This window comes from Chitinophaga filiformis, from assembly GCF_021646545.1.
In the GTDB taxonomy this organism is placed as follows: domain Bacteria; phylum Bacteroidota; class Bacteroidia; order Chitinophagales; family Chitinophagaceae; genus Chitinophaga; species Chitinophaga filiformis_A.
This window is the reverse complement of the sequence record NZ_JAKIRP010000014.1, coordinates 127,554-150,652: the sequence shown is the minus strand read 5'-3', so window position 1 is coordinate 150,652 and position 23,099 is coordinate 127,554. Positions and strand designations below refer to the sequence as shown.

The following is a 23,099-nucleotide window of genomic DNA, read 5'->3' as shown; positions in this document are numbered from 1 at the left end:
CGTAATTCGTCATAGCAATTAAATTTTGTACTTTAACGGTCTGTTTGACGATTCATTAAACGAAAGAAACATCAGAGCGATTATCCATGCAGAGTATTCAACAGACTTTTAGTGTCGATTATTCTTATAAGGTCTTTTTTACCCGGTACCTTTTCAATTCATCTAATCCGGAATTCCGGAATTATCTAACGTCCCAGATTACACCTGGACTCACCAAGAAGCTACTTTTTATTTTAGATGATGGAGTAGCTAAAGCCCATCCGGCGCTTACGACAGAAATAGCCGCTTATTTACAACAGATAGAAGGTTTTAAGATAGCAGGAGATGTGATCCTTGTACCCGGTGGTGAAGCCTGCAAGAACGACCAGGAACTTTTTTATCGTTTGATAGACCATGTGGATGCACAAGGCATAGACCGTCATTCATTTGTGGTAGCTATCGGTGGCGGCGCTGTACTTGACCTGGTGGGAATGGTGGCTGCCGTGTCACACAGAGGAGTGCGCCATATCCGTATACCGACCACCGTATTGTCGCAGAACGATTCAGGGGTGGGTGTGAAGAACGGCATTAACTACCGGGGAAAGAAGAATTTCCTTGGGACGTTTGCTCCGCCCGCGGCAGTGTTTAACGATGCACAATTCCTTACCACTTTGTCGGGTCAGGACTGGCGCTCAGGTATATCAGAAGCTGTGAAAGTAGCGTTAATAAAAGACGCTCCTTTCTTCGAATGGCTGGAAGCCAATGCAGCGGCGCTGGTAAATAATGATTTACCTGTGATGCAGGAGCTGGTATACCGCTGTGCCGCTTTGCATATGGCGCACATCGGTGGAAGTGGTGATCCGTTTGAAAGCGGTTCTTCCCGTCCGCTGGATTTCGGGCACTGGAGTGCACATAAGCTGGAACAACTGACAGACTTCGCATTACGTCATGGAGAAGCGGTCGCAATAGGGATAGCGGTTGACAGCGTATACTCCTCATTGTTAGGATGGATCGATGCAGCTGCAGCTGAAAGGATCGTCCGTTTGCTGGTGGCGCTGCAACTGCCTGTTTATCATCCTTTGCTGGAAATGCAGAACGGTGTTTCGTCGCCTGTTATTAAAGGCTTACAGGAGTTCCGGGAACACCTGGGCGGACGTCTCACTATCTGTTTGTTGAAAGCGATCGGACAGGGCGCAGAGGTACATGTAATAGATGAAGTGTTACTGAATAAAGCTATAGAGCATTTAAAAGTGAACCATGCAAGTAACTGACCATTCGTATTTAACCTATTGCACGAATATTCACCCGGGTGAGAACTGGAGTGCTCATTTTGAGCAACTCAAGCAATTCGTCCCGGCTGTAAAACAGGAAGTATCTCCTGATAAACCTTTTGGTATCGGACTGCGCTTATCTAATACTGCCAGTCTGGAACTGAGTAAAGAGGAGGCCCTGCTTGAATTTAAGCAGTGGCTGCAGGCACAAGGTTGTTATGTGTTCACGATGAATGGATTTCCCTATGGAGGCTTCCATCATACTGTTGTAAAAGACCAGGTACACACGCCCGACTGGACAACGGCCGAGCGGGTAGCCTATACCATCCGCCTGTTCCGCCTGCTGGCGGCCCTGCTGCCCGAGGGCATGGAGGGAGGCATCTCGACTTCTCCACTCACCTATAAATTGTGGCATGTACGTTGCGAAACAGAAAGGGAGGCGGTTATGGAAAACGCCACCCTCAAAGTATTGCTCGTAGTAGAACAGTTGGTACGCACCCACCGGGGTGGCGGCCCCCTGATGCACCTGGATATTGAACCAGAGCCCGATGGATTAATGGAAAATTCGCAGGAATATCTGTACTGGTACCTGAACTATCTGTTGCCATATGGTGTGCCTTTTCTGCAGGATAAGTTCGGAATGAGTGAAGACCAGGCTCGCGCCAGTATAAAAGCGCATGTGCAGCTATGCTATGATGTATGCCATTTTGCACTGGTATATGAATCAGCAGAAAGTGTATTGAAGAAACTGGATGAGCATGGCTTAAAAGTGGGCAAGATACAGATCAGCGCTGCAGTAAAGGCTTTGCTGCCGGCGGAAATGGCGGCAAGACGGCCATTGATCGATGCCTTCAGGGAGTTTAATGAAACAACCTATCTGCACCAGGTGGTAGCGCGTAAGGCAGACGGGTATATACATTATCCGGATCTTCCGCAGGCACTGGAAGATGCTGCGAATCCGGTGGTGGAAGAATGGCGCTCGCATTTTCATGTGCCGGTATTTATCGAAAGTTACGGCGTATTATCATCTACCCGTTCCGATATAGAGAAAGTATTAGAATTACAACGGAAACAACCATTTACACAACACATGGAAGTCGAGACTTATACCTGGGATGTATTGCCGGCTGATCTGAAGTTGCCCATGGACAGGTCCATATCGAGGGAACTGCACTGGGTGTTGCAACAGCTGAACAATTGATCTTGAATTTTAGTTTTGACCCACATATCCTAACGGCGCCACTCTCATGAAAAAAACAGTAGTAATTGACGTAGTAGGGCTATCCTCCTCTCTGATAGGTACTCACACACCTTTCCTGCAGTCATATGTCAGCCGGCAGCATTTGTCGACCATTAAACCCATGGTGCCAGCCGTGACCACAGCCGTACAGAGTACCTATGTTACCGGACAATGGCCTTCAGAACATGGTATTGTTGGCAACGGCTGGTACGACAGACAGGACAGTGAAGTTAAATTCTGGAAGCAGTCCAATAAACTGGTGGAAGCTCCCAAGATCTGGGACAAGGCCAAACGGCTTGACCCTTCCTTTACCTGCTCAAAAATGTTCTGGTGGTACAATATGTATTCCACCGCCGATTATTCCGTCACTCCTCGTCCGCAATACCTGGCTGACGGCAGAAAGGCGCCGGACTGCTATTCTCATCCGGCATCCCTGCGCGATCATTTGCAGAAGGAACTGGGTACATTCCCTTTATTCCAGTTCTGGGGACCAGGGGCCAATATCAAGTCCACACAATGGATCGCTGATGCGTCGATGATAACGGATAACCTGTATGACCCGACCTTGACACTGATCTATCTGCCGCACCTGGACTACTGCCTGCAGAAATTCGGGCAGGACTTCAACCGTATCAGCAAAGAGCTGGGAGAAGTTGATGCCGTATGTAAGCAACTGGTTGAGTTCTATGAGCAAAAAGGTTGTGAGGTGATCATTTTGTCTGAATATGGCATTACCAATGTCAATCATCCTATTCACCTGAACCGCCGGTTCCGTGAGGAAGGCCTGATACAGGTCAGGGAAGAAAGGGGACTGGAACTGCTGGACGCCGGTGCTTCAAAAGCATTTGTAGTAGCAGACCACCAGATTGCACATGTATATGTAAATGATCCTTCGGTTTATAAGAAGGTCCGCAGTATTGTGGAAAATACGCCGGGAGTAGAACTGGTGCTTGACAGAGAAGGCAAACGGCAACATCATCTGCACCATTCACGTAGCGGTGAACTGATACTTGTAGCTGATGCTAATAGCTGGTTCACATACTATTACTGGCTGGATGATGCCAAAGCGCCGGACTTTGCCCGCCTGGTAGATATCCATAAGAAGCCGGGATACGATCCGGTAGAAATGTTCATGAACCCTGCCGATCCCCTGATCAAACTGAAAGCAGGATTTAAACTGCTGAAGAAAAAACTGGGCTTCCGCTACCTCATGAATGTGATACCATTAGATGCAACGTTGATAAAAGGCTCTCACGGGCGTATTTCCGAAGATAAAGCCAATCACCCTGTACTTATATCAGGCCGGGTGCCTCAGGGGCAGGAACTGGCTGCTACGGATATTTACGGTGTGATCTGGAATGCACTGACGAGATAACTTGAAAATAAAGGATCAGGAATGGCAATACCCGCGATGGTGTTTTTGTAATTCCTGATCCTTCGTTTTTCCGTATATATACCAAAACACTACCCCATGAAACTACTCTTCCTCTCAGTAAGCATGCTCCTGCTTACATGTGTGTCTTCAGCACAGGACAATTCCTTCCTTTATCAATACAACAAGCAGCGGATCAACAGCACCAAAACTGCCATGCTGGTACTTGGCGGATGGGGAGTAGCGAACATTACGACGGGACTGATCGGCAATAGTACTGCCGGAGGAGAAGCAAAGTATTTCCACCAGATGAATGCCGTATGGGGTGTTATAAATCTGGGTATCGCGACTGCCAGTTATCTTGGTAACCGCAGGCTGGACCCGGGAAAATATAACTGGCAGGGAAGCGTGCAGGAACAGCATAAGATAGAAAAGATCTTCATGATCAATGGTGCGCTGGACCTGGCCTATATGGCCGGCGGGTTATTTATGCGGGAGCGTGGCAAACTGAAACTCACAGGAAGGGCGCATGACCGCTGGAAAGGTTATGGTAACTCTTTCATCTTACAGGGTGCTTTCCTTTTACTCTATGACGGTGTTAACTTTACACTGCACCATGCGCACGGCAAGAGATTGTTCCAGCGGTTTAATGAACTGCAATTGAGCGTGGCCCCTGGAGGGGTGGGAATGGTGTATAGTTGGTAATATTCGCCTATATCTTCTCATTTTGCCTTTTTATAGTGAACTTATTCAAATCATAGATTTAGTAGGCTAGATAGGTTATACACGGGTGTAAGCCGCTGCTGTCAAAATCATTACCTCAGGTTATCTGCGATAACTTTTAGTAATACTGACACCCTGTCCTGAATTTTGTTGAACCCATACCAGTGCTGTAGCTTTGGCTTGTCCTTCCATTAAAACATCGATGTAACTGAAGAGGATACCTGTAATTCACATAGACCAACCATTTAAATAATTAGCAGCCCCGGCTCCACACCAAGGCCTGTTTGCTAAAGGAAGTATTTTATGATCACATTATTGCAACAGACCGATTATCTGGTCGTTTTACTTATCGGCGTTATTGTCGGTTATCTCTCCGGTTTACTGGGCAAGGGAGGAAGTGCGGTGAGTACCCCTGCCTTACAGATCTTCGCAGGGGTCAATCCGTTCTATGCGTTAGCTTCCCCGTTACCTGCGGCTATTACCAGTACAATATCTGCAACCACTGTTTATAGTCGTCAGAAGTTATTTAACAGGCAGGTTATCATTACCGGTGCGCTGTTCGGTATACCGGCCACACTGGCGGGTGCATGGCTGAGCAAGTTCCTGCCGGGAGAAACTTTAATGATCCTGACCGCTTTGTTTATTGTATCAATAGGGGGCTCTCTATTGTTCTCCTTCCTGCGCAAAAAAGCTCATGAAGAAGAACATGCCGTAGATGCAATAAAAGATCATCATACGCTCATTGTAATGGCCTCTCTGGGTATTGGCTTATTGTCCGGGTTGCTGGCCAATGCAGGAGGTGTACTGTTCAGCTCTTTCTTTATCAAAAAACTGCATATGCCTATCAAGCAGGCGCTGGCCTGTTCTATTGTGCTGTCTGCCCTGTTATCGATACCGGGAGCGCTGGCACATTGGTGGCTGGGGCATATTGACTGGAATATTGCATTGTTGTTGTCTCTCACGGCTATTCCCTCTTCCTATCTGGGTGCTAAAACAGCGGTGAAAATGAAGTCTCCATTGCTGGAGAAATTGTTTGCCTGCACGCTGATCATATTTGGGGTATACGACATCATTTATACACTTTGGAAATAACCAAATGGGGGACATGGGGATATGCTGGAAGTAGAGAAAACACGAATGGCTCGCAAAGCGAGCCATTCCATTTTTAATATTATAGGCGCTGCCAGGCGCTATACGCAGAACTTCCTCTTGTATTCATAGCACCGATGCATTACCTCCTCGTTATACTCTTTCTTTCCGGATCTGCGTCCGTTCTTCCGGAGGTAATGTACTCACCACAAGATCATACGCATTTTGAAGAAGCGACTGTAGTTCATGCACTGGTAAAGTATCCAGTGATCTTATCTGTACCCAGTGGTAGCGCGCCAGGTATGGAGCCGGCACGATGCCCGGTTGTGAAATAAGACGATGAAAATCTTCCAGACGGCATTTCAAGGATATGCGATGCGGTTCATTTTTGGAGATCATGCAGAATAACTTTTCTCCTACGGAGAACCGCAGATCTTCATCCCATTTTTCTTCCTGCGTTACGGCAGGAAATGCGAGACAGTAATTAAGGGTCATGTCAAACATAATACTGGCAGCTTAAAAGTTAAAAAATAGTCGAGTGGAAAATATAAAGCGCAATCAAGAAATTGAAACAACAAATGATGGTAAAAGGTTTGTTGATTGTCTTCTTATTCCAGCATTGCCAGACATGAGGGTCTGTTCCGGATATGTTGTGTGATTGTGTATAGCTGATGGACAACTAACCTAAAACCTCGAGGTTCCTGACTCTATTCCTACTATAAATTTAAGTATCTTTTCCCAAAGCGGGATGTATATTTTTCGTTAACAACTGATATTGACAAGTCCTTAAACAGGTAGTCCACAGGCAATGACCACCACAATTGTTATAGTTTAAAAAAATACTATAAGTTAGTGATTATCACCTATGGACTATCAGCGCCTTATGGATGAGTTACTTAAACCGCCTGGCCATTTTTTCCTCCAGCACACTTAGCGGTACGCAACCATCTTTTAACAATTCGTCGTGAAAATTTTTCATACTGAATCCAGTAGAATGACTGTATTTGTCCCGCAGTTCGCGAATTTTCAGCTCGCCGATCTTGTAAGACAAGGCCTGACCAGGTATGGCCATATATCGTTCTATTTCAGCAACAGCTTCATGCTCGCTTACGGGCTCATTGTCCATCATGTATCGGATAGCCTGCTCCCTGGTCCATCCTTTGGAGTGCATACCTACATCCACAACCAGGCGGATGGCGCGATGGATCTCATCTGAGAGATGACCAAAGTAACTGTAGGGATTGGTATAGACACCGAGGTCTTTACCGAGGCTTTCACAGTATAATGCATATCCTTCGCCGTAGGAACCGATCCAGTTGAAACGGCGGAATTTAGGCAGGGAATCATTCTCCTGCTGAATAGAAATCTGGAAGTGGTGCCCCGGAATGGCCTCATGCAGGAAAAGACATTCCATTCCGGTATAGTTGAAAGTAGACGCGTCCAGGATAGGCACATAAAAAATACCGGGACGGGAGCCGTCCGGACTTCCCTGCATATATTCGGCGCTGGCAGACGCTGCACGGAAAGCTTCTGTCTGGCGGATCTCAAACTTTGTTCTGGGCAGATGTCCGTATAGTTGTTTTACGGCAGGCATGATCTTTTGCTCGATGGCCCTGAATGAATCCAGTACCTGCGAAGGAGCGGTGAATATCTTAAACTGTTTATCTGTACGGATGAAGTTGAAGAATGCCGGTAGTTCGCCTGTAAAACCGGTGCTGTTCTTCACGGAATCCATCTCTCTTCTGATACGGGCTACTTCTTTTTCACCGGTAGCGAATATCTGATCGGGCGTCAGATCAGTGGTTGTCCAGTATCTGATCAGATGCATGTACCATTCTTTTCCGTTTGGCAGACCGTCAATACCGCTGCTGGTCCGTGCTTTCGGCAGGTATTCTTTAGCAATGAAGTCATGCAGTTTAGCGTAGGAGGGAAGTACATATTGCTCAACAGCCGCCCTGTAAGCTGTGCGCAGGTCATTTTTACCTGTGCTGTCAATGTCGGCCGGCAGGAGCCGTAAAGGAGTATAAAATACGTTGTTACTGTCTTGCTTCGCCAGGTCGGCAAGTTGGGGTATTACTTTCAATGCAAGGGCTTTGGGTAATACATATCCGGTAGACATACCACGCCGCATGTTTGCAATAGCTGTATCACTCCATTGTGCAAAGCTTTTCATTCTCTGAATGAACTTTTCATAATCTGCTTTGTTCTTAAACGGCTGGGCGCTTGTACCTGAACCAAATTGAGGGAGCGTAAGGGTTAGGCCCCAGAACTGCTGGATAGGCATCAGGTAATCCGGAAAGCGGAGACCTTCCTTACCTACGGAGATTTCCCTTTGCAGCATGGAATAGCTGATCAGGTCATTATTATTGAGTGTTGATGTATCAATTCCCTGTAACGCTTCCTGATAGCGGGTGTAAAAGCTATCCAGTTTTAGCCGGAAAGGCTCGCCGATATCAATTTGCAGCAGCCCATCGTACTGATGTTCTCCATTCATGGTAGCCTCCATGGGAAAGAGTTCCATTTTCTCATCATAATAGTGTTGAACAAGATGATGTAATGAATCCGGAGCGTTATTTCCAGCCGTTTTACCCGGTCCTGAGCAGGAGGCTGAAAAGATCGTCACTGCCAGCAAAAGGGCGTAGTTAGTCTTTAGCATGTGTTGCGATTAGATGAAGGTGATATATTTCGGTACGTTATATGCTTCCGGATAGAATAAACATAAAAAAAACACTCCGAAGAATCGGAATGTTTTATATAGAACAGTGAACAATGAAAACTCTTTCATCAGTTGATAAAGCCATTATTATAAATTTATAGTAAAGGCAAGTAATTGATTCCGTGATACTTTATCCCACAAACCTGCATATACGGAGCTTACTTTTATCAACCCGTCTGCCTGGACAAGCCAGCAAACGAATGCAAAATTAGCTTAATTAACAAACCGAACTTGTTAACCTATCTTAAATTTTTGATTTTTATGCTACGGAATGACACTGTATTGCCGTGGTCCTGCAATAAGATGTGTCCTTCGGGCCACAATCCAAAGTTATTCCAATTTTTGTATTTACTGATCGCTACCAGGTCTTTAAATTCTTTGGAACCTCTGTCGTACTCAACCATTTTGAAACCATTCAACCAGTGTTCAACATGATTGTTGGGATACACAATTATACGCCCTTTATTCCATTCTCCAATCTTCTTTATGGCAGCTTTGTTCAGATCAGTATTTTTCCGGGGAATCAGGTCATACAGGGAAGACAGGGTCCTGTTACCGTCACGCCCCAGTTTTGCATCGGGATGACGCTCGTCGTCCAGCACCTGGAATTCCAGCCCTATAGCTGATTTACCTTTTGTATCATAGCTCTCCTTTACATTGTATTTCACACCACTGTTCGCGCCCTCTGTCAGTTTAAAGTCGAACTCCAGTTCAAAAGCACCGTATTCCTTTGTAGTTACGATATCGCCGCCGGAGCCCATTTCATCGCCGTTAGACTGATGGATGGACAGTTCGCCGTTTTCCATTGTCCAGCCGGACGTAGGAAATTTGTCCTGGTTTACCCTGCGCCAGCCATTGCTGGTTTTACCATCCCACAGTAACTGATACCCGTTCTTCTTTTCCTGGCCGGAAATGTTATTGGGAATGTCATTTACGACATATATATTATCATATGGTGAATACTGGGAAGAGGCCGGATTTTCCAGGATGCGGATATTACGCCAGTGTATCTGTTTACCCTTATCGTCTTCTTTATAGATCTGGTGCACCTGTAATGCGATAAACCCTTTCAGGGTCATATCATCGATCAGGTGAGCAGTAGGAACACCGTTAACCCAGGTACGGATCTCGGGGCCACGGCATTCAATACGGTACTTGTTCCAGCCTTCTTTTTTGAATGCAGATTTACCCGCAGGATTCAGTTCCAGCGGATACAACCATCCACGGCGGGCTTCATCATAAATACCGCCACTCCACGCACGGTCGCTGGGATCAACTTCCATCTGATACCCATGTACGCGGCCATTATTATACTCAGGTTTACTTTCACTGCGGAACTGAATGCCATAGTTCATCGGAGCATCCAGCTTCAGTTCAAGTTCGAGTATGAAATCACCGTATTCTTTTTCCGTAGCGAGGAAGGAATTTGGGCTGCCGGCCACGGAAGTGCCGTTTATCATCCCATCTTTAGCATCATAAATTGCTGTCCCGTTTACTTCTTTCCAGCCATTCAGTGTCTTGCCGTCAAACAGGTTTTTCCATTCTGCTTTTTTTTGCTGGGCGACAGAGAAGCTGCTTATAAGTATGGCGCTGCATACCAATAACGTGTTTTTCATAACCATAACCTAAAGTACTCTTAAAAGTAAATAATGATAACTATTTATTCAACCGATTGCACAAATTTTATGATAAGCGGTATTATTTCAGGTTGATTTTATGCAATCGTTTGCAATTTATAACTAATCTACTTAACTTGTACTACCCCATTCTCTGAAAAATGTTTTAGAAAAACCTGATTGAACTTATAAATGACTGTTTTTCAGGGAGGTGTATTCTGTTACAAATTAAAATTCTACGTATGAAGAACACGTTATCGAAGGCGGGCGCCGTCTTACTATGCCTGTTATTGTATGGCACATTTATCAGTGCCCAATCCATTCCTATCAGGGGGAAAGTTACCGGACCGGACGGTAATCCTATTATCGGTGCTTCTATATCCGTCAAGGGGCAAAAGAACGGAACAGTGACCGATGTTACCGGCTCCTACAAAATACAGGCGCCGAAAGATGCTGTACTGACTTTCTCCTTTATTGGTTTCCTGCCACAGGAAATACCTGTGAACGGCCGGTCAGACATTGAAGTAAAACTGGCAGAAGACCAGAAAAAACTCGACGAAGTCGTTGTAGTCGGCTACGGTCAGCAAAAGAAAAAGGATGTGACCGGAGCCATCTCCTCCATCAACAGTAAAACAATTATGGAAGTTCCTGTAACCAATGCACAACAGGCACTCCAGGGCAGAACACCGGGGATTGATGTATTAAATAACAGTAACAAACCTGGCGATGAGCCTCAGGTCAGGGTTAGGGGAACACGTTCTTTATCTGCAGGTAATGATCCGCTCTACGTTGTAGACGGGATTCCGTTTGCCGGTAATCTCAATGACATCAATCCACAGGACATTTCTTCCATGGATGTACTGAAAGATGCTTCTGCTACGGCTATCTATGGTTCACGTGGTGCTAACGGTGTTGTACTGGTAAGTACCCGTAAAGGAAAGATCGGTAAACCACAGGTGAACTATAGTGGTATGTATGGTATTGTCAACTCACTTGGCAGAACTGATATGATGGACAGTCAGCAGTACCTCGCCATGAAAAGGGAAGCAAACCGTGCAGCAGGACTTTACGATGATAATAATCCCGATGCTTCCGATGCCAAAATATTTACGGCTACAGAGCTGGCTAATATTAAAAAAGGTGTGAACACCGACTGGCAATCGCTCATGTTAGACCCGGGCTGGCAGACCCGTCATTCACTGGGTGTAAGCGGTGGTAACGAATCTACTAAGTACGCAGTGACCGGCGGTTATTTCAAAGATCAGGGCGTACTGAAATTACAAAGTTATGAACGCTATAACCTGCATGTTGCGGTAGACCAGATGATCGGTAAACGCATTCAGGTGGGCGTGTCTTCACTGGCTACCTATAGTATGCGTAAAGGCAGTACCTATAATGGTATGAGCGCTTCGCTTAAAATGCTGCCGATCGCTGATCCATACGATGCTTCAGGTAAACTGATCACCTATCCTACAGCCGATAACCAGCAGCCTAATGCATTGCTGGATTACGAGGAGGGCAACCGTGTTGAAAGACTGAGCCATATCCGTTTCTTCAACAGCTTATATGGCGAGGTAACGATCCTCGATGGATTGAAATACCGTCTCAATGTCGGTACCGACGTTTTCCAGAACAACTATGGCCTCTTTCAGGGTAAAAAGAATACAGACCTGCTCATAGGTGGTGGCGATGCTACCGCTACGAAACAGGGACAGCTGGTGTGGGCATATACGGTGGAAAACCTGTTGACTTACAACAAGACCATCAGAAAACACTCCCTGAACCTGACTGCATTATACAGTGTGCAGCGTCAGCGTGAAGATTCTTCCACCGCTTCAGTAAGAGGTATTCCGGTAGAGTGGCAGGAATATTATAACCTCGGACAGGCAGCCAATGTAACTGCTATTGGCAGCCAGCTTGGTACATGGACGATACTGTCTTATATGGGTCGTTTGAACTATGGTTATGACGACCGTTATCTGTTGACTTTGACACTGCGTGCCGATGGTTCTTCCCGTTTTGCACCAGGACACAAATGGGGGTATTTCCCTTCTGTAGCGGTAGGATGGAATCTGACCGGCGAAGATTTTATGAAAAGAGCATCCTGGGTTGAAATCCTGAAAGTACGTGCCAGCTATGGCCGTATCGGTAATACCGGTATTCCGCCGTATGCTACACAGGGGCTGCTGGGACGTATGCCTTATTCCTTTGGCAATAAAGGTGTAACGGGCTTTTCTCCGATCCTGCTGCGTAATCCCAACCTCACCTGGGAGACTACTGCTTCCTTCAACTATGGTATCGACTTCAGTTTCTTCAAAGGAAGACTATCCGGTAGCATTGATCAATATAAACAGAAAACCACTGACCTGCTGTTGCAAAGATTCCTGCCTTACAGTAACGGTGTGAACTATGTACTGGAAAATACAGGTGTTACGCAGAACAAGGGCTGGGAAGTAGGATTGTCTGCCGTCGTTCTTGATACAAAGGGCGGCTTCAACTGGTCTATGGATGTGAACTGGTTCAGAAACCGTGAGAAGATCCTTGCATTAGGTGAAGGTAAAACACAGGACGTAGGTAACGGCTGGTTTGTAGGAAAGCCTACCTATGTATATTATGATTACAAAAAAGTAGGTATCTGGCAGGATGAAGCCGCCGCACAGGTATATAAACAACACCAGGGCGAAATACAGCTGGCTGACCTCAACAATGACAAGAAGCTGGACGATAAAGACCGTACCATTCTGGGGGCACCACAGCCTAAATGGTCAGGTGGTATGACACAGCGTTTCTCTTACAAAGGTTTTGACCTGTCTGTCGTTGCGTTTGCCCGTATAGGTAGTATGGTAAAGAGTGATTTTTATTCCACGTACAATACACTCTTCGGCCGTTACAACAACCTGGATGTAGACTACTGGACACCAGCAAATCATACCAATGATTTCCCTCGTCCAAATGCCAACCAGGAACGCCCAAACAACTACAATACACTGAGTTACTTTGATGGCGATTTCATCAAGATCCGCAATATCACATTTGGATACTCAATGCCTTCCAGTATTATGAAACGCTGGCAGATGCAGTCTTTGAGGTTCTCTGTCGATGTAAAACAGCCACTGATCCTGGCGCCTTACAGGCAGAAGTATAAAGGTATCGATCCTGAAGACGTGAATACTATTGGTGTAGATGCACCTGCTACCTGGATGCTGCAGTTTGGTGTCAATGCTACTTTTTAATGCAACAAAAAAAATTCTTTATGAGAAATATATGCTGGTACCTGTTCTTATGCGCATGCATAGTAACAGGGTGTAATAAAATGCTGGATGAAGATGTGGTATCTTCTGTAACGGATGATTTTTATAATAATGCAGCTGGTTTCCAGACTGCGGTAAACGGTAGCTATACCGGCTTACGCAGCTTTTATAGTACAGAGCGCGGTATGACAACGAGTGTATTCGGAACAGATACTTATACGAATGGCTCTGATGGCGATTTCAAATTTGCGAATCAGTATACATCCCAGCTGGACCCTCGTTATGCGCACCTTCGTGAAATATGGAATTCATTTTACCAGGCTATCAATACCTGTAATGTCGTGATTGGAAGGGCTGACCAGGTACCTGATCTGGATAGTGCTGTAAAGCGTTCCGGTGTAGCGCAGGCGCGTTTCTGCAGGGCGAATTATTATTTCCTACTCGTGCAGATGTTTGGTGCCGTTCCGTTAAGATTAACAGAGAATAAAGAGATCGTCACCGAAGCGCATCGCGATCCGGTTCCTGATATTTATAATGCGATCCTGGCCGATCTGCAGTATGCTGCGCAGACATTGCCTGTTACACAAACAGAATGGGGCCGGGCTACCAAACCTGCGGCTGAGCATCTGATGGCAAGAGTATATCTGACCAGGGCTACTTCTGCGGCCAAGGGTGCAACCGATTACGATAGTGCAGCTACATATGCTACACGTGTGATCTCTCAGTATGGCATGCAGTTGTTACCTGATGTTGGTCAGGTGTGGGCGCAAGGAAAAGAGAATAACGCTGAGACTGTTTTTGCTGTGCAGTTCACTACAGACGCATTGTATAATGCTACAGACAATAATGCCTGCCGTTTCTTCCTGATGCAATACGATGTATTGGGTGGTATGAAACGTGACCTGGCGAATGGTACGCCATGGAAGCGTTTCCGTCCTACAAAGTTCCTGCTGGATACCTTGTTTGCCGACCGTGTGCACGATACCCGTTATGAGAAATTCTTCACAACCGTATGGTTTGCCAACGCCGGTAGCACCAAGCTGAAAGTAGGAGATACTTCTGTTTACATGCCGGGTGTTAATGTAACTGACGAGCAGATTGCCAGCAAGAATTATCTGCTGGTGCCTCCGCGTAATTACACAGAACGTTTGTATCCTTCGCTGAACAAATTTGCAGATGCACTACGTCCCGACAACCAGGCTTCAGGTGTACGTCCTTTTATTGCCTACCGTCTGGCAGAAGACTACCTGATCGCTGCGGAAGCTTTGATGTATAAAGGCGACAGAGCGGGTGCAGTGGGTTATCTGAACACGCTGCGTATGCGTGCCGCGAGGGCAGGTGCTACAGAAGCTGAAACCGGTGCACACCGCGATGCGATGAAGATCACAGAAGCGCAGCTGAATATAGACTTCATCCTGGATGAACGCGGTCGCGAACTGGTAGGAGAGCAGCAACAATGGTTTGACCTGGTACGTACCAATAAGTTGCTGGAGCGCGTACGCCTCCACAATCCGCAGGGTGGTCCCAACATCGAACAAAAACATATGCTGCGCCCTATTCCGCAGGATCAGATAGACAGAACAAGCAATGAGTTCCCGCAAAACCCTGACTATTGATAGGGCAGGAAGAAGGCTCTTTCATCGTTTACACTTGCCTGAATTCCTGGTTTAAGTAGTCAGGAGAAGAGGTACACGAACAATATTTCCCTCATGAAAATCCACTGACTCCGGTAGTATAGAAATATGCTACCGGAGTCTTTTTTTCATTAACTTTAGTGGCACCCAAAAATCCCCAGTTCATGTCACAACAAAAGATCCTCTTTATTACAGGAGATTACGCAGAAGATTATGAAACAATGGTACCCTTTCAGATGATGCAAATGATCGGGCACACTATCCATGCCGTTTGTCCGGATAAATCAGCGGGAGATAAGATCATTACCGCTATCCACGATTTTGAAGGAGATCAGACATATAGTGAGAAGCGGGGGCACTATTTTGTACTGAATGCATCCTTTGCAGATGTGCAGGTATCTTCGTACGATGCGTTGATGATTGCAGGGGGAAGGGCGCCGGAATACCTGCGCCTGAATACGAAGGTGATTGACATCGTAAAGCAGTTTGTGGCTGCAAATAAGCCGATTGCCGCTATTTGTCATGGCATACAGATCCTGACTGCAGCCGACGTCGTGAGAGGCCGGACCCTGACCGCCTATCCTGCTGTGGCGCCCGAGGTGACGCTGGCAGGCGGAACCTATGCATCCGTGAATATCGACGAAGCAGTCACAGACGGCAACCTGGTAACGGCCCCTGCCTGGCCTGCTCATCCACAATGGGTGGCGGCTTTCCTGAAGGTACTGGGTACACAGATCCAGTTATAAAGATCTTATTACTGATCTGTTTGTTATGTGCCAGTGAGTAGCTTACATATTTATTATATTCAAATGCCTCTTTTTTTACTATTTTTGGTAGCACAATCAGCTACCTATGAAAAAGAGTCCTATTCTTGTGTGCCTGCTGTTTCCCGCTATAATGGGTTCTGCCCAGTCGTTAACTTCCCCTGGTAAAACAGCCGGAGATTCCCTCCTCCTGGTAAAAATTGAAAAAGCCGGTAAGTATGGATTTACCGATACAGCTGGCAAGGTGGTCATTGCGCCTGTATATGATGCCATTGCGCCCTTCCATAACGGACTGGCAGCTGTGAAGAAGAATAAAAACTACGGCTTCCTGCTGGCCGATGGGAAGACCTCTTCCCTGAAATATGACTCTGCCTGGATGAAAGAAGGGCGTTATCCTATGGTCAGGCTCAATGGGAAGACCGGCATGCTGGATAATAAGGGAAAAGAGCTGGTATCTCCTAAATATGACGACGTGGCCGGACTGAGGGACGGCTATGTATCCGTATTTGTAAACGGTAAATATGGCGTAGTCAATTCCAAAGGGAAAATGATCTTAAAGCCTGAATATGAGCATCTTGGTTTTGTAACCAATGGCAGTATGCTGGTGTATATAGATGGAAAATGCGGCCGGGCTGACCTCACAAAAGGAAAGGTAGTGATGACCCCTTATGAGAAGGTAGGTCCTTTCCGGGACGGAATGGCCTGGGTAAGGCAGGAGAAAAAATTCGGCTTTATCAATATAAAGGGAGAGCTGGTGATTCCTTTGGCGTACGACTGGGTAGGCAATTTCAATGAAGGCCTGGTGGCGGTAGCTACCGGAGGGAAATATGGTTTCATTAATAAAGCGAACCAGGTAGTGATACCTCAGAAATACGATAAGGCATACACTTACTCGAAAGGCCGGGGCCTTATCCGGCTGAACGGCCGTATCGGTTATGTGGATAAGGATGGCAATGAATCCTGGCCCGAAGCGGCAGCTGCGTTACCGGCAGAAGGAGCTCAGAGCAAATAATCCCCCTCCCCGGATATGTTTTATAATACATGCTCAATTAGACATGTTTTTTATTACCTTTGCAGCCAAATTGAAAAGCCCCAGGGGGCCTAATTATCATTCAAAATAAAGTAATACATAAAACATTATGTCCGGTCAGCTTAAAGAAGTTCGCAACCGTATAAAGTCAACACAGTCTAACCTGCAGATCACTAAAGCCATGAAAATGGTAAGTGCTGCCAAGCTGCGTCGTGCACAGGATGCTATCTTGCTGATGCGTCCCTATGCGCTGAAACTGCAGGAAATGTTGAAGAACATTGTTTCCAACAGTGAAGGAAGCATTGATCTGGCACTGGCTGCACAACGTCAGGTAGAAAAGGTGCTGCTGATAGTGATCACTTCTGACAGGGGATTATGTGGCGCTTACAACTCTAACCTGATCAAGCTGACCAAACAGGTGATCCGTGAGAAATACGAGGAGCAGTTTGCCAAAGGCCATGTAGAAATACTGCCTATCGGTAAAAAAGGGTATGAGCACTTTGTAAAGAATGGTTATAAACTGAATGATACTTTCTGGCACCTGTTCGCTCACCTGGATTTCGAGCACGTAAAACAGGCAGCTGCTTTCGCAATGGAAGGATTTGTTGCTGGTAATTACGATGCCGTAGAGATCATCTATAGCGAATTCAAGAACGCTGCTACCCAGCGCTATGTAGCTGAGCAGTTCCTGCCGGTAGCCCGTGTAGAGAATACAGACCAGAATGCCGGTCGTGCAGATTTCATCTTCGAGCCGGAAAAGAAAGCCCTGATCGCCGAACTGATGCCGAAGATCCTCAATACTCAGCTGTACAAAGCAATGCTGGATGCTAACGCTTCTGAGCATGGCGCCCGTATGACAGCGATGGATAAGGCTACTGAAAATGCGAACGAACTGCTGCGTAGTTATAAGATCTCTTACAACCGTGCACGTCAGGCAGCTATTACGACCGAACTGACTGAGATCGTGAGTGGTGCTGCAGCATTGGAAGGTTGATCATAGCCACTTATACACATCGAATCAACATCAGGATATTTTGATTTCTTCATAAGGGTCAAAGGCTGTATTTTCGGCCTTTGACTTTTTTCTTTTACAGCTGTGGTAATGGCCCCTGCCTTTCCGCACCTGAATACTGAAAATCCGGATAATGGAACTTTCACAGATTATACCGCACATAGAATCATTGATATTTGCCGCAGACAGGCCTTTGCCACTGCTGGAAATACTCGACCTGGCGAACAATGCGCTGGCCTTCCTGGAAGACCGTGCCTCACTGGAACAGGTGGAGACAGCCCTGGAGGCTATCAAGGAGAAATACAGCTCCGAATTCTACCCTTTTGAAGTAAGGGAAAGCGGTGGGGGCTACCAGTTCCTGACAAAGAAAGAATATTACCAGACTGTTGCCCAGCTGAACGGGGAGAAATTCCTGAAACGCCTCTCCACAGCTGCACTGGAAACCCTGGCGATCGTTGCTTACAAACAGCCGATCTCCAAAGGTGAAATAGAACATATCCGCGGTGTAAGCACCGATTACTCCATCCAGAAACTCCTTGAAAAAGAATTGATTGTGATCTCCGGTCGTAGTGAAACACTGCCCGGGAAGCCGCTTTTATATTCTACCTCCAAGGCCTTCATGGACTATTTCGGCCTGAACTCCCCTAAAGATCTGCCGAAACTGAAAGAAGTATTTGAAGACGAAGGCATCCAACCTACGCTTGTAGGCCTGGATGGTAATACAGAATCTCCGGATGACGATAGCCTGAATATGGTGGTGTCTGAAACAGGAGAACTTGTAGAACGTGACCTGACACATAATAATGACGCCCACGCCGGACTCAATGGGCACCATACAGATGCGCCGGAAGAAATTCCGGTAGTGGATGAAGACATCCCGGTAAATGATCAGGAAGGCGCTGAGGATGATAATGTCGCTGCCCAGGGAGTTATCCCCACGGTAGTTGAAGATATTCCTGCTTTGAATGAGGAAACCCAGGACGCTGTAGAAGACAATGAGGATACTGCTGATGCCTCTTCGGATGATACTACAGATGAGGAAGATATCCCTGCCGCAGATGAGGACAATGCAGTGGCTACAGACGATGATATCGCAGCTTTCCTGGAAGCAGCTGCAGACCTGGGGCCTAAAGGTGATGACGAAGAAGATGAAGAGGATGAGGAAGACGAGGACGATGAAGACTTCGATGATGAGGACGATGAGGACAGCGATGAAGATCTCGATGATGAAGATGACGAAGATGGAGATGACGACGATGATGATTTTGGAGATGACGAAGACGAGGAGAATGACGGTGATGAAGATGATGACGATTTCGACGACGAAGATGAGGACGAGGATTTAGATGAGGACGAAGACGGTGACTTTGACTTAGATGAAGATGAAGAAGGCGGTAGCAAAGAAGAGGATGTAGATGATGAGGGGTTTTATAAAGATGGCGGTTTCGAAGATGAGGAGGATGAAGATGAGGACGACGACAAAAAGTAGATTCGATTCATAGATATTTAGAAGCCGGTCATTGCTAAATGCGCAATGACCGGCTTTTTTTGGTTATGGGATAAACAAACAAAGCCCCTCATAGTTTCGACAACTATAAGGGGCTTGTAATTATGTATACAAGATTTACAACTTACTGATAACCGCTGCAAAGATCTCACTCAACTTCTTATCAGCTGTACCCGCCACAGCGATGATCTCTTCGATAGACACCGGGTGCAGGTTGTCAGGGTCGCATTCATCCGTGATAACAGAAACTGTGGCACAAGGTAGTTGCAGTTGGTTAGCCACGATCACTTCCGGTACGGTGCTCATTCCAACAATGTCAGCGCCAATCGTGCGCAGGTAGCGGTATTCAGCCCTGGTTTCGAGATTGGGGCCGGTAACAGCTGCATAAACCCCGTTAGTATGCATTTTATGCCCCAGGGAGGATGCGGCTGTTAATAACGCCTCACCTAATGCGGCATCATAAGGACGGCTCATATCCGGGAAACGGGGGCCGAATTCAGGGGAGTTAAGCCCACGGAGCGGATTGTCTGTCTGAAGATTGATATGATCGTCCAGGAGTACCATGTCGCCCTTGGAATAGGCTTTATTGATACCACCGGCAGCATTGCTGAGCAGCAGGTATTGAATGCCGAGGGCTTTCATCACACGTATCGGGAAGGTGATCTGCTGCATAGTATAACCTTCATAGTAATGGAACCTGCCCTGCATGGCAATAACAGGAGTGTCGCCGATATGACCATAGATCAGTTGCCCTTTGTGCGATTCCACGGTAGATTCCGGAAAATGAGGGATCTGATGGTAAGGGATGCTTTTCTGTACCTTAATATGGTTGACCAGTTGACCAAGTCCTGTTCCCAGTACGATGCCTACACGGGCGGGCTGGAGGTCTTTCAGAAAGGCTGCTGCGTCTTTTATTTGCTGTTGAAGCATGGTTTTATCAGTTACGAATTTATCAATTACGATTAGACAGTCGCGAAGGTAATAGCTAATTCTTGATTGAGGATTGACATTCGTCAAATAGTGAAGAACTACCAGCGGAAGATAGGAGCCGTTTCCAGGCATCCGTAGTAAATAAAACAGTAGTGAACAACGGGCCAGTGAGGAACGGTTAGTTCCGGCGGAAGATAGGAACCGTTTCCAGGCATCCGCAGTAAATAAAACAGTAGTGAACAACCGGGCCAGTGAAGAACGGTTAGTTCCGGCGGAAGATAGGGGTGGTTTCCAGGCATCCGCAGTAAATAAAAACTGCGGTGAAACAATCCATGAGAAATGCTTCACCGCAGTTAATCTGTTTGTTATACCCTAGTCGAGGTTTGTAACTGAAATATTCTTCCATCTCACTTTGATCCCTCCGCCGGAATGGATCTGAAGTGCGATCTGCCCATTGGCGCCACCGATTTTTTCATCGGTGAGTGTTATCATTTCATGGCCATTGAGGAAGGTGGTCACTTTGTTGCCTTTGACGATCACCTTCATGGTGTTCCATTCTCCCTCTTTTAAATATTGTTCTTTGTCGGCAGCCGGCTGGATCAGCCATCCACGTCCATACGATTCGTATATGCCGCCGGTATGTTTGCCTTTAGGCGCTACCTCCGCCTGCCATCCGGTGATCTTTGTGCCTTCAATAGAGGAGTGGAAGAACACACCGCTGTTACCATCAGCTTCCTGTTTGAATTGAAGGGTCAGTTCAAAATCTTTGAACGACTGGTTGGTGGCCAGGTAGCCATATTCCTTATCAGGGCCGCTTTCGCAAACCAGGGTTCCGTCTTCCACATACCATTTTTCGGTACCGTAGACCTTCCAGCCTTCAAGATCCTTACCATTGAAGAGGGACTGTTTTTGTGCGAAGATGAGAGGACTGCCCATGAACAGGAAGGCAGCCAGCAAGAGGATTTTTTTCATTTTTCAGAACGGTTTTATAAGCTAAAAGAATACGTGGAACTTAAATGTAAGAAACAAAAAATAAAAAAGGCGCCCTGTTTTCAGGACGCCTTTTTAAAATAGGTTATACAGTTGCCGGTTTAGCGTGCTACGTTTACAGCACGTTTCTCACGGATCACGGTTACTTTGATCTGACCTGGGTACTGCATTTCAGTCTGGATCTTGTTAGCGATCTCGAAAGACAGACGGTCAGCGTCATTATCGGTTACTTTATCACTTTCAACGATCACGCGCAGTTCGCGGCCGGCCTGGATAGCGTAAGCCTTTTCCACACCATCATGGGCGAGGGCCAGGTTTTCCAGGTCTTTGATACGTTGCAGGTAGCTCTGCATGATCTCACGACGTGCACCAGGACGGGCGCCGCTGATGGCGTCACAAGCCTGAACGATAGGAGAGATCACGTATTGCATTTCCATTTCATCGTGGTGGGCGCCGATAGCGTTCACTACCGCAGCGTGTTCACCATATTTCTCAGCCAGTTTGGCACCCAGCAGGGCGTGGCTCAGTTCAGTTTCTTCATCAGGTACTTTACCGATGTCATGCAGCAAACCGGCGCGTTTTGCCAGTTTTGGGTTCAGACCCAGCTCTGCCGCCATCACAGCACAAAGGTTAGCAGTTTCCTTGGAGTGCATCAGCAGGTTCTGACCGTAAGATGAACGGAAACGCATTTTACCAACCAGACGTACCAGTTCTTTATGTAAGCCATGGATACCCAGCTCGATCACAGTCCTTTCTCCGATATCCATTACCTGCTCTTCCAGTTGTTTCTTGGTCTTTTCTACTACTTCCTCGATACGTGCAGGGTGGATACGTCCGTCCTGTACCAGGCGTTGCAGGGACAAACGGGCGATCTCACGACGTAATGGGTCGAAGGAAGACAGTACGATAGCCTCAGGGGTATCATCGACGATCAGGTCCACACCGGTTGCCGCCTCAATAGCACGGATGTTACGGCCCTCACGACCAATGATCTGACCTTTGATTTCGTCACTTTCCAGGTTGAACACGGTGATTGCGTTCTCAATGGTCTGCTCGGCAGCGGTACGCTGGATGGACTGTATAATGATCTTTTTAGCCTCTTTGTTTGCCTTCAGTTTGGCGTCTTCGATAATTTCCTGGATGTGTGCCAGCGCCTGTGAGCGGGCTTCTTCCTTCAGGCTTTCGATGAGTTGGTGGCGGGCTTCTTCTGCAGTCAGGGCCGCTACTTTCTCCAGGCGGCGGATGTGTTCTTCCTGGTGTTTTTCCAGCTCAGTACGTTTTATAGCAACCAGTTCCATCTGGCGGTTCAGGTTTTCTTTGATCGCCTCATTCTCCTGCATCTGTTTCTGAAGATTCTCTGTCTTCTGGTTCAGCGTCTGTTCTTTCTGTTTGATGCGGTTCTCTGAATCTGCTATTTTCTGGTTACGTTGTAAAACTTCTTTCTCGTGCTCACTTTTCAGCTGGAGGAATTTTTCTTTTGCTTCCAGCAAACGGTCCTTCTTGAGGTTTTCTGCGGTAAGCTGTGCTTCTGAAACTATTTTCTGTGCCTGTAATTCTGCCTCCTGTATTTTATGTTGAGTGTTCTTGGCAAAAATCACCTTACCTAACAAAATACCTATGATCAATGCCACTACTGCAGCTATTGTCGACATTAAAGTAACTTCCATACAAAAATTTTAATACTTGATTTATGTTGCATTCCTGGCCATATCCCATTCCGTGGAAAGGTAGAGGGTTTAGAACTTGATTCGCGAAAATACAAAAAAGAACGTGCGAAACGACGGGACGATGAGCTGATATGCAGATGTGTGGAAGCTTACAGGAAAATCCTATACTAGATAATTGGATAAAGCATTGATTACCTTAGTAGTATGTTGTAGTTTTATTTCAATACGTTACTAGCTGCTAATCTACTTTTTCAAAATATTTTGTGCATCACAGATCTGTTCCGATCAGGAATGAAGCGTCAGGAATA

General features: G+C 46.5%; 17 protein-coding genes. 11 read left to right on the top strand and 6 right to left on the bottom strand.

What is annotated here, in order from left to right; translation table 11 throughout:
• Positions 1–86 precede the first annotated feature (86 nt).
• The 5 genes from L3C95_RS26875 to L3C95_RS26855 all read left to right on the top strand — a co-directional run bounded on the left by L3C95_RS26875 (position 87) and on the right by L3C95_RS26855 (position 5,677).
• On the top strand, positions 87–1,250 hold the full coding sequence (locus L3C95_RS26875; protein ID WP_236392629.1) for a 3-dehydroquinate synthase: 1,164 nt from the start codon (positions 87–89) through the stop codon (positions 1,248–1,250).
• Entirely contained in the window at positions 1,237–2,451 is a 1,215-nt protein-coding gene (gene eboE / locus L3C95_RS26870) for a metabolite traffic protein EboE (protein WP_236392628.1), read from the top strand. The genes L3C95_RS26875 and eboE overlap by 14 nt, the downstream gene beginning before the upstream one ends.
• Before the next feature lie 46 nt (positions 2,452–2,497).
• Positions 2,498–3,865, top strand: coding sequence for an alkaline phosphatase family protein (locus L3C95_RS26865; RefSeq protein WP_236392626.1), 1,368 nt, complete (start codon positions 2,498–2,500; stop codon positions 3,863–3,865).
• A 96-nt stretch (positions 3,866–3,961) separates the two neighbouring features.
• The gene (locus tag L3C95_RS26860) at positions 3,962–4,567 is read left to right on the top strand and encodes a DUF6992 family protein (RefSeq protein ID WP_236392624.1); all 606 of its coding nucleotides are present in this window, start codon (positions 3,962–3,964) and stop codon (positions 4,565–4,567) included.
• A 321-nt stretch (positions 4,568–4,888) separates the two neighbouring features.
• Positions 4,889–5,677, top strand: coding sequence for a sulfite exporter TauE/SafE family protein (locus tag L3C95_RS26855; protein ID WP_236392622.1), 789 nt, complete (start codon positions 4,889–4,891; stop codon positions 5,675–5,677).
• A 150-nt stretch (positions 5,678–5,827) separates the two neighbouring features.
• Here L3C95_RS26855 and L3C95_RS26850 read toward each other — a convergent pair whose 3' ends face one another.
• The 3 genes from L3C95_RS26850 to L3C95_RS26840 form a co-directional block, all read right to left on the bottom strand.
• The gene (locus L3C95_RS26850) at positions 5,828–6,169 is read right to left on the bottom strand and encodes an MmcQ/YjbR family DNA-binding protein (RefSeq protein ID WP_236392620.1); all 342 of its coding nucleotides are present in this window, start codon (positions 6,167–6,169) and stop codon (positions 5,828–5,830) included.
• 397 nt (positions 6,170–6,566) lie between these two features.
• Positions 6,567–8,330: a DUF885 domain-containing protein gene (locus L3C95_RS26845; protein ID WP_236392618.1), complete on the bottom strand. Its 1,764-nt coding sequence runs from the start codon at positions 8,328–8,330 to the stop codon at positions 6,567–6,569.
• A 299-nt stretch (positions 8,331–8,629) separates the two neighbouring features.
• A complete protein-coding gene (locus L3C95_RS26840) occupies positions 8,630–10,006 on the bottom strand; it encodes a DUF1080 domain-containing protein (protein ID WP_236392617.1) in 1,377 nt (458 codons plus the stop codon).
• 242 nt (positions 10,007–10,248) lie between these two features.
• Here L3C95_RS26840 and L3C95_RS26835 point away from each other — a divergent pair, with 242 nt between their 5' ends.
• The 6 genes from L3C95_RS26835 (at position 10,249) to scpB (ending at position 19,186) form a co-directional block, all read left to right on the top strand.
• Positions 10,249–13,239 carry a SusC/RagA family TonB-linked outer membrane protein gene (locus tag L3C95_RS26835; protein WP_236392614.1) on the top strand — a complete coding sequence of 997 codons (2,991 nt, stop codon included), beginning with the start codon at positions 10,249–10,251 and terminating at the stop codon, positions 13,237–13,239.
• A 20-nt stretch (positions 13,240–13,259) separates the two neighbouring features.
• Entirely contained in the window at positions 13,260–14,873 is a 1,614-nt protein-coding gene (locus tag L3C95_RS26830; protein ID WP_236392612.1) for a RagB/SusD family nutrient uptake outer membrane protein, read from the top strand.
• A 182-nt stretch (positions 14,874–15,055) separates the two neighbouring features.
• The gene (locus L3C95_RS26825; protein ID WP_236392610.1) at positions 15,056–15,637 is read left to right on the top strand and encodes a DJ-1/PfpI family protein; all 582 of its coding nucleotides are present in this window, start codon (positions 15,056–15,058) and stop codon (positions 15,635–15,637) included.
• 106 nt (positions 15,638–15,743) lie between these two features.
• Positions 15,744–16,667, top strand: coding sequence for a WG repeat-containing protein (locus L3C95_RS26820; RefSeq protein WP_236392608.1), 924 nt, complete (start codon positions 15,744–15,746; stop codon positions 16,665–16,667).
• A gap of 127 nt (positions 16,668–16,794) precedes the next feature.
• Positions 16,795–17,679 (top strand): ATP synthase F1 subunit gamma, encoded by an 885-nt coding sequence (gene atpG, locus L3C95_RS26815; RefSeq protein ID WP_236392606.1) that lies wholly within the window; start codon positions 16,795–16,797, stop codon positions 17,677–17,679.
• A gap of 151 nt (positions 17,680–17,830) precedes the next feature.
• Positions 17,831–19,186, top strand: coding sequence for an SMC-Scp complex subunit ScpB (scpB, locus tag L3C95_RS26810; RefSeq protein ID WP_236392604.1), 1,356 nt, complete (start codon positions 17,831–17,833; stop codon positions 19,184–19,186).
• A gap of 135 nt (positions 19,187–19,321) precedes the next feature.
• Here scpB and L3C95_RS26805 read toward each other — a convergent pair whose 3' ends face one another.
• The 3 genes from L3C95_RS26805 to rny all read right to left on the bottom strand — a co-directional run bounded on the left by L3C95_RS26805 (position 19,322) and on the right by rny (position 22,791).
• Positions 19,322–20,134 carry a purine-nucleoside phosphorylase gene (locus L3C95_RS26805; RefSeq protein WP_236392602.1) on the bottom strand — a complete coding sequence of 271 codons (813 nt, stop codon included), beginning with the start codon at positions 20,132–20,134 and terminating at the stop codon, positions 19,322–19,324.
• Between the two features lie 372 nt (positions 20,135–20,506).
• Positions 20,507–21,106 carry a DUF1080 domain-containing protein gene (locus L3C95_RS26800; protein ID WP_236392599.1) on the bottom strand — a complete coding sequence of 200 codons (600 nt, stop codon included), beginning with the start codon at positions 21,104–21,106 and terminating at the stop codon, positions 20,507–20,509.
• Between the two features lie 119 nt (positions 21,107–21,225).
• The gene (gene rny / locus L3C95_RS26795; protein WP_176842132.1) at positions 21,226–22,791 is read right to left on the bottom strand and encodes a ribonuclease Y; all 1,566 of its coding nucleotides are present in this window, start codon (positions 22,789–22,791) and stop codon (positions 21,226–21,228) included.
• Positions 22,792–23,099: the final 308 nt, after the last annotated feature.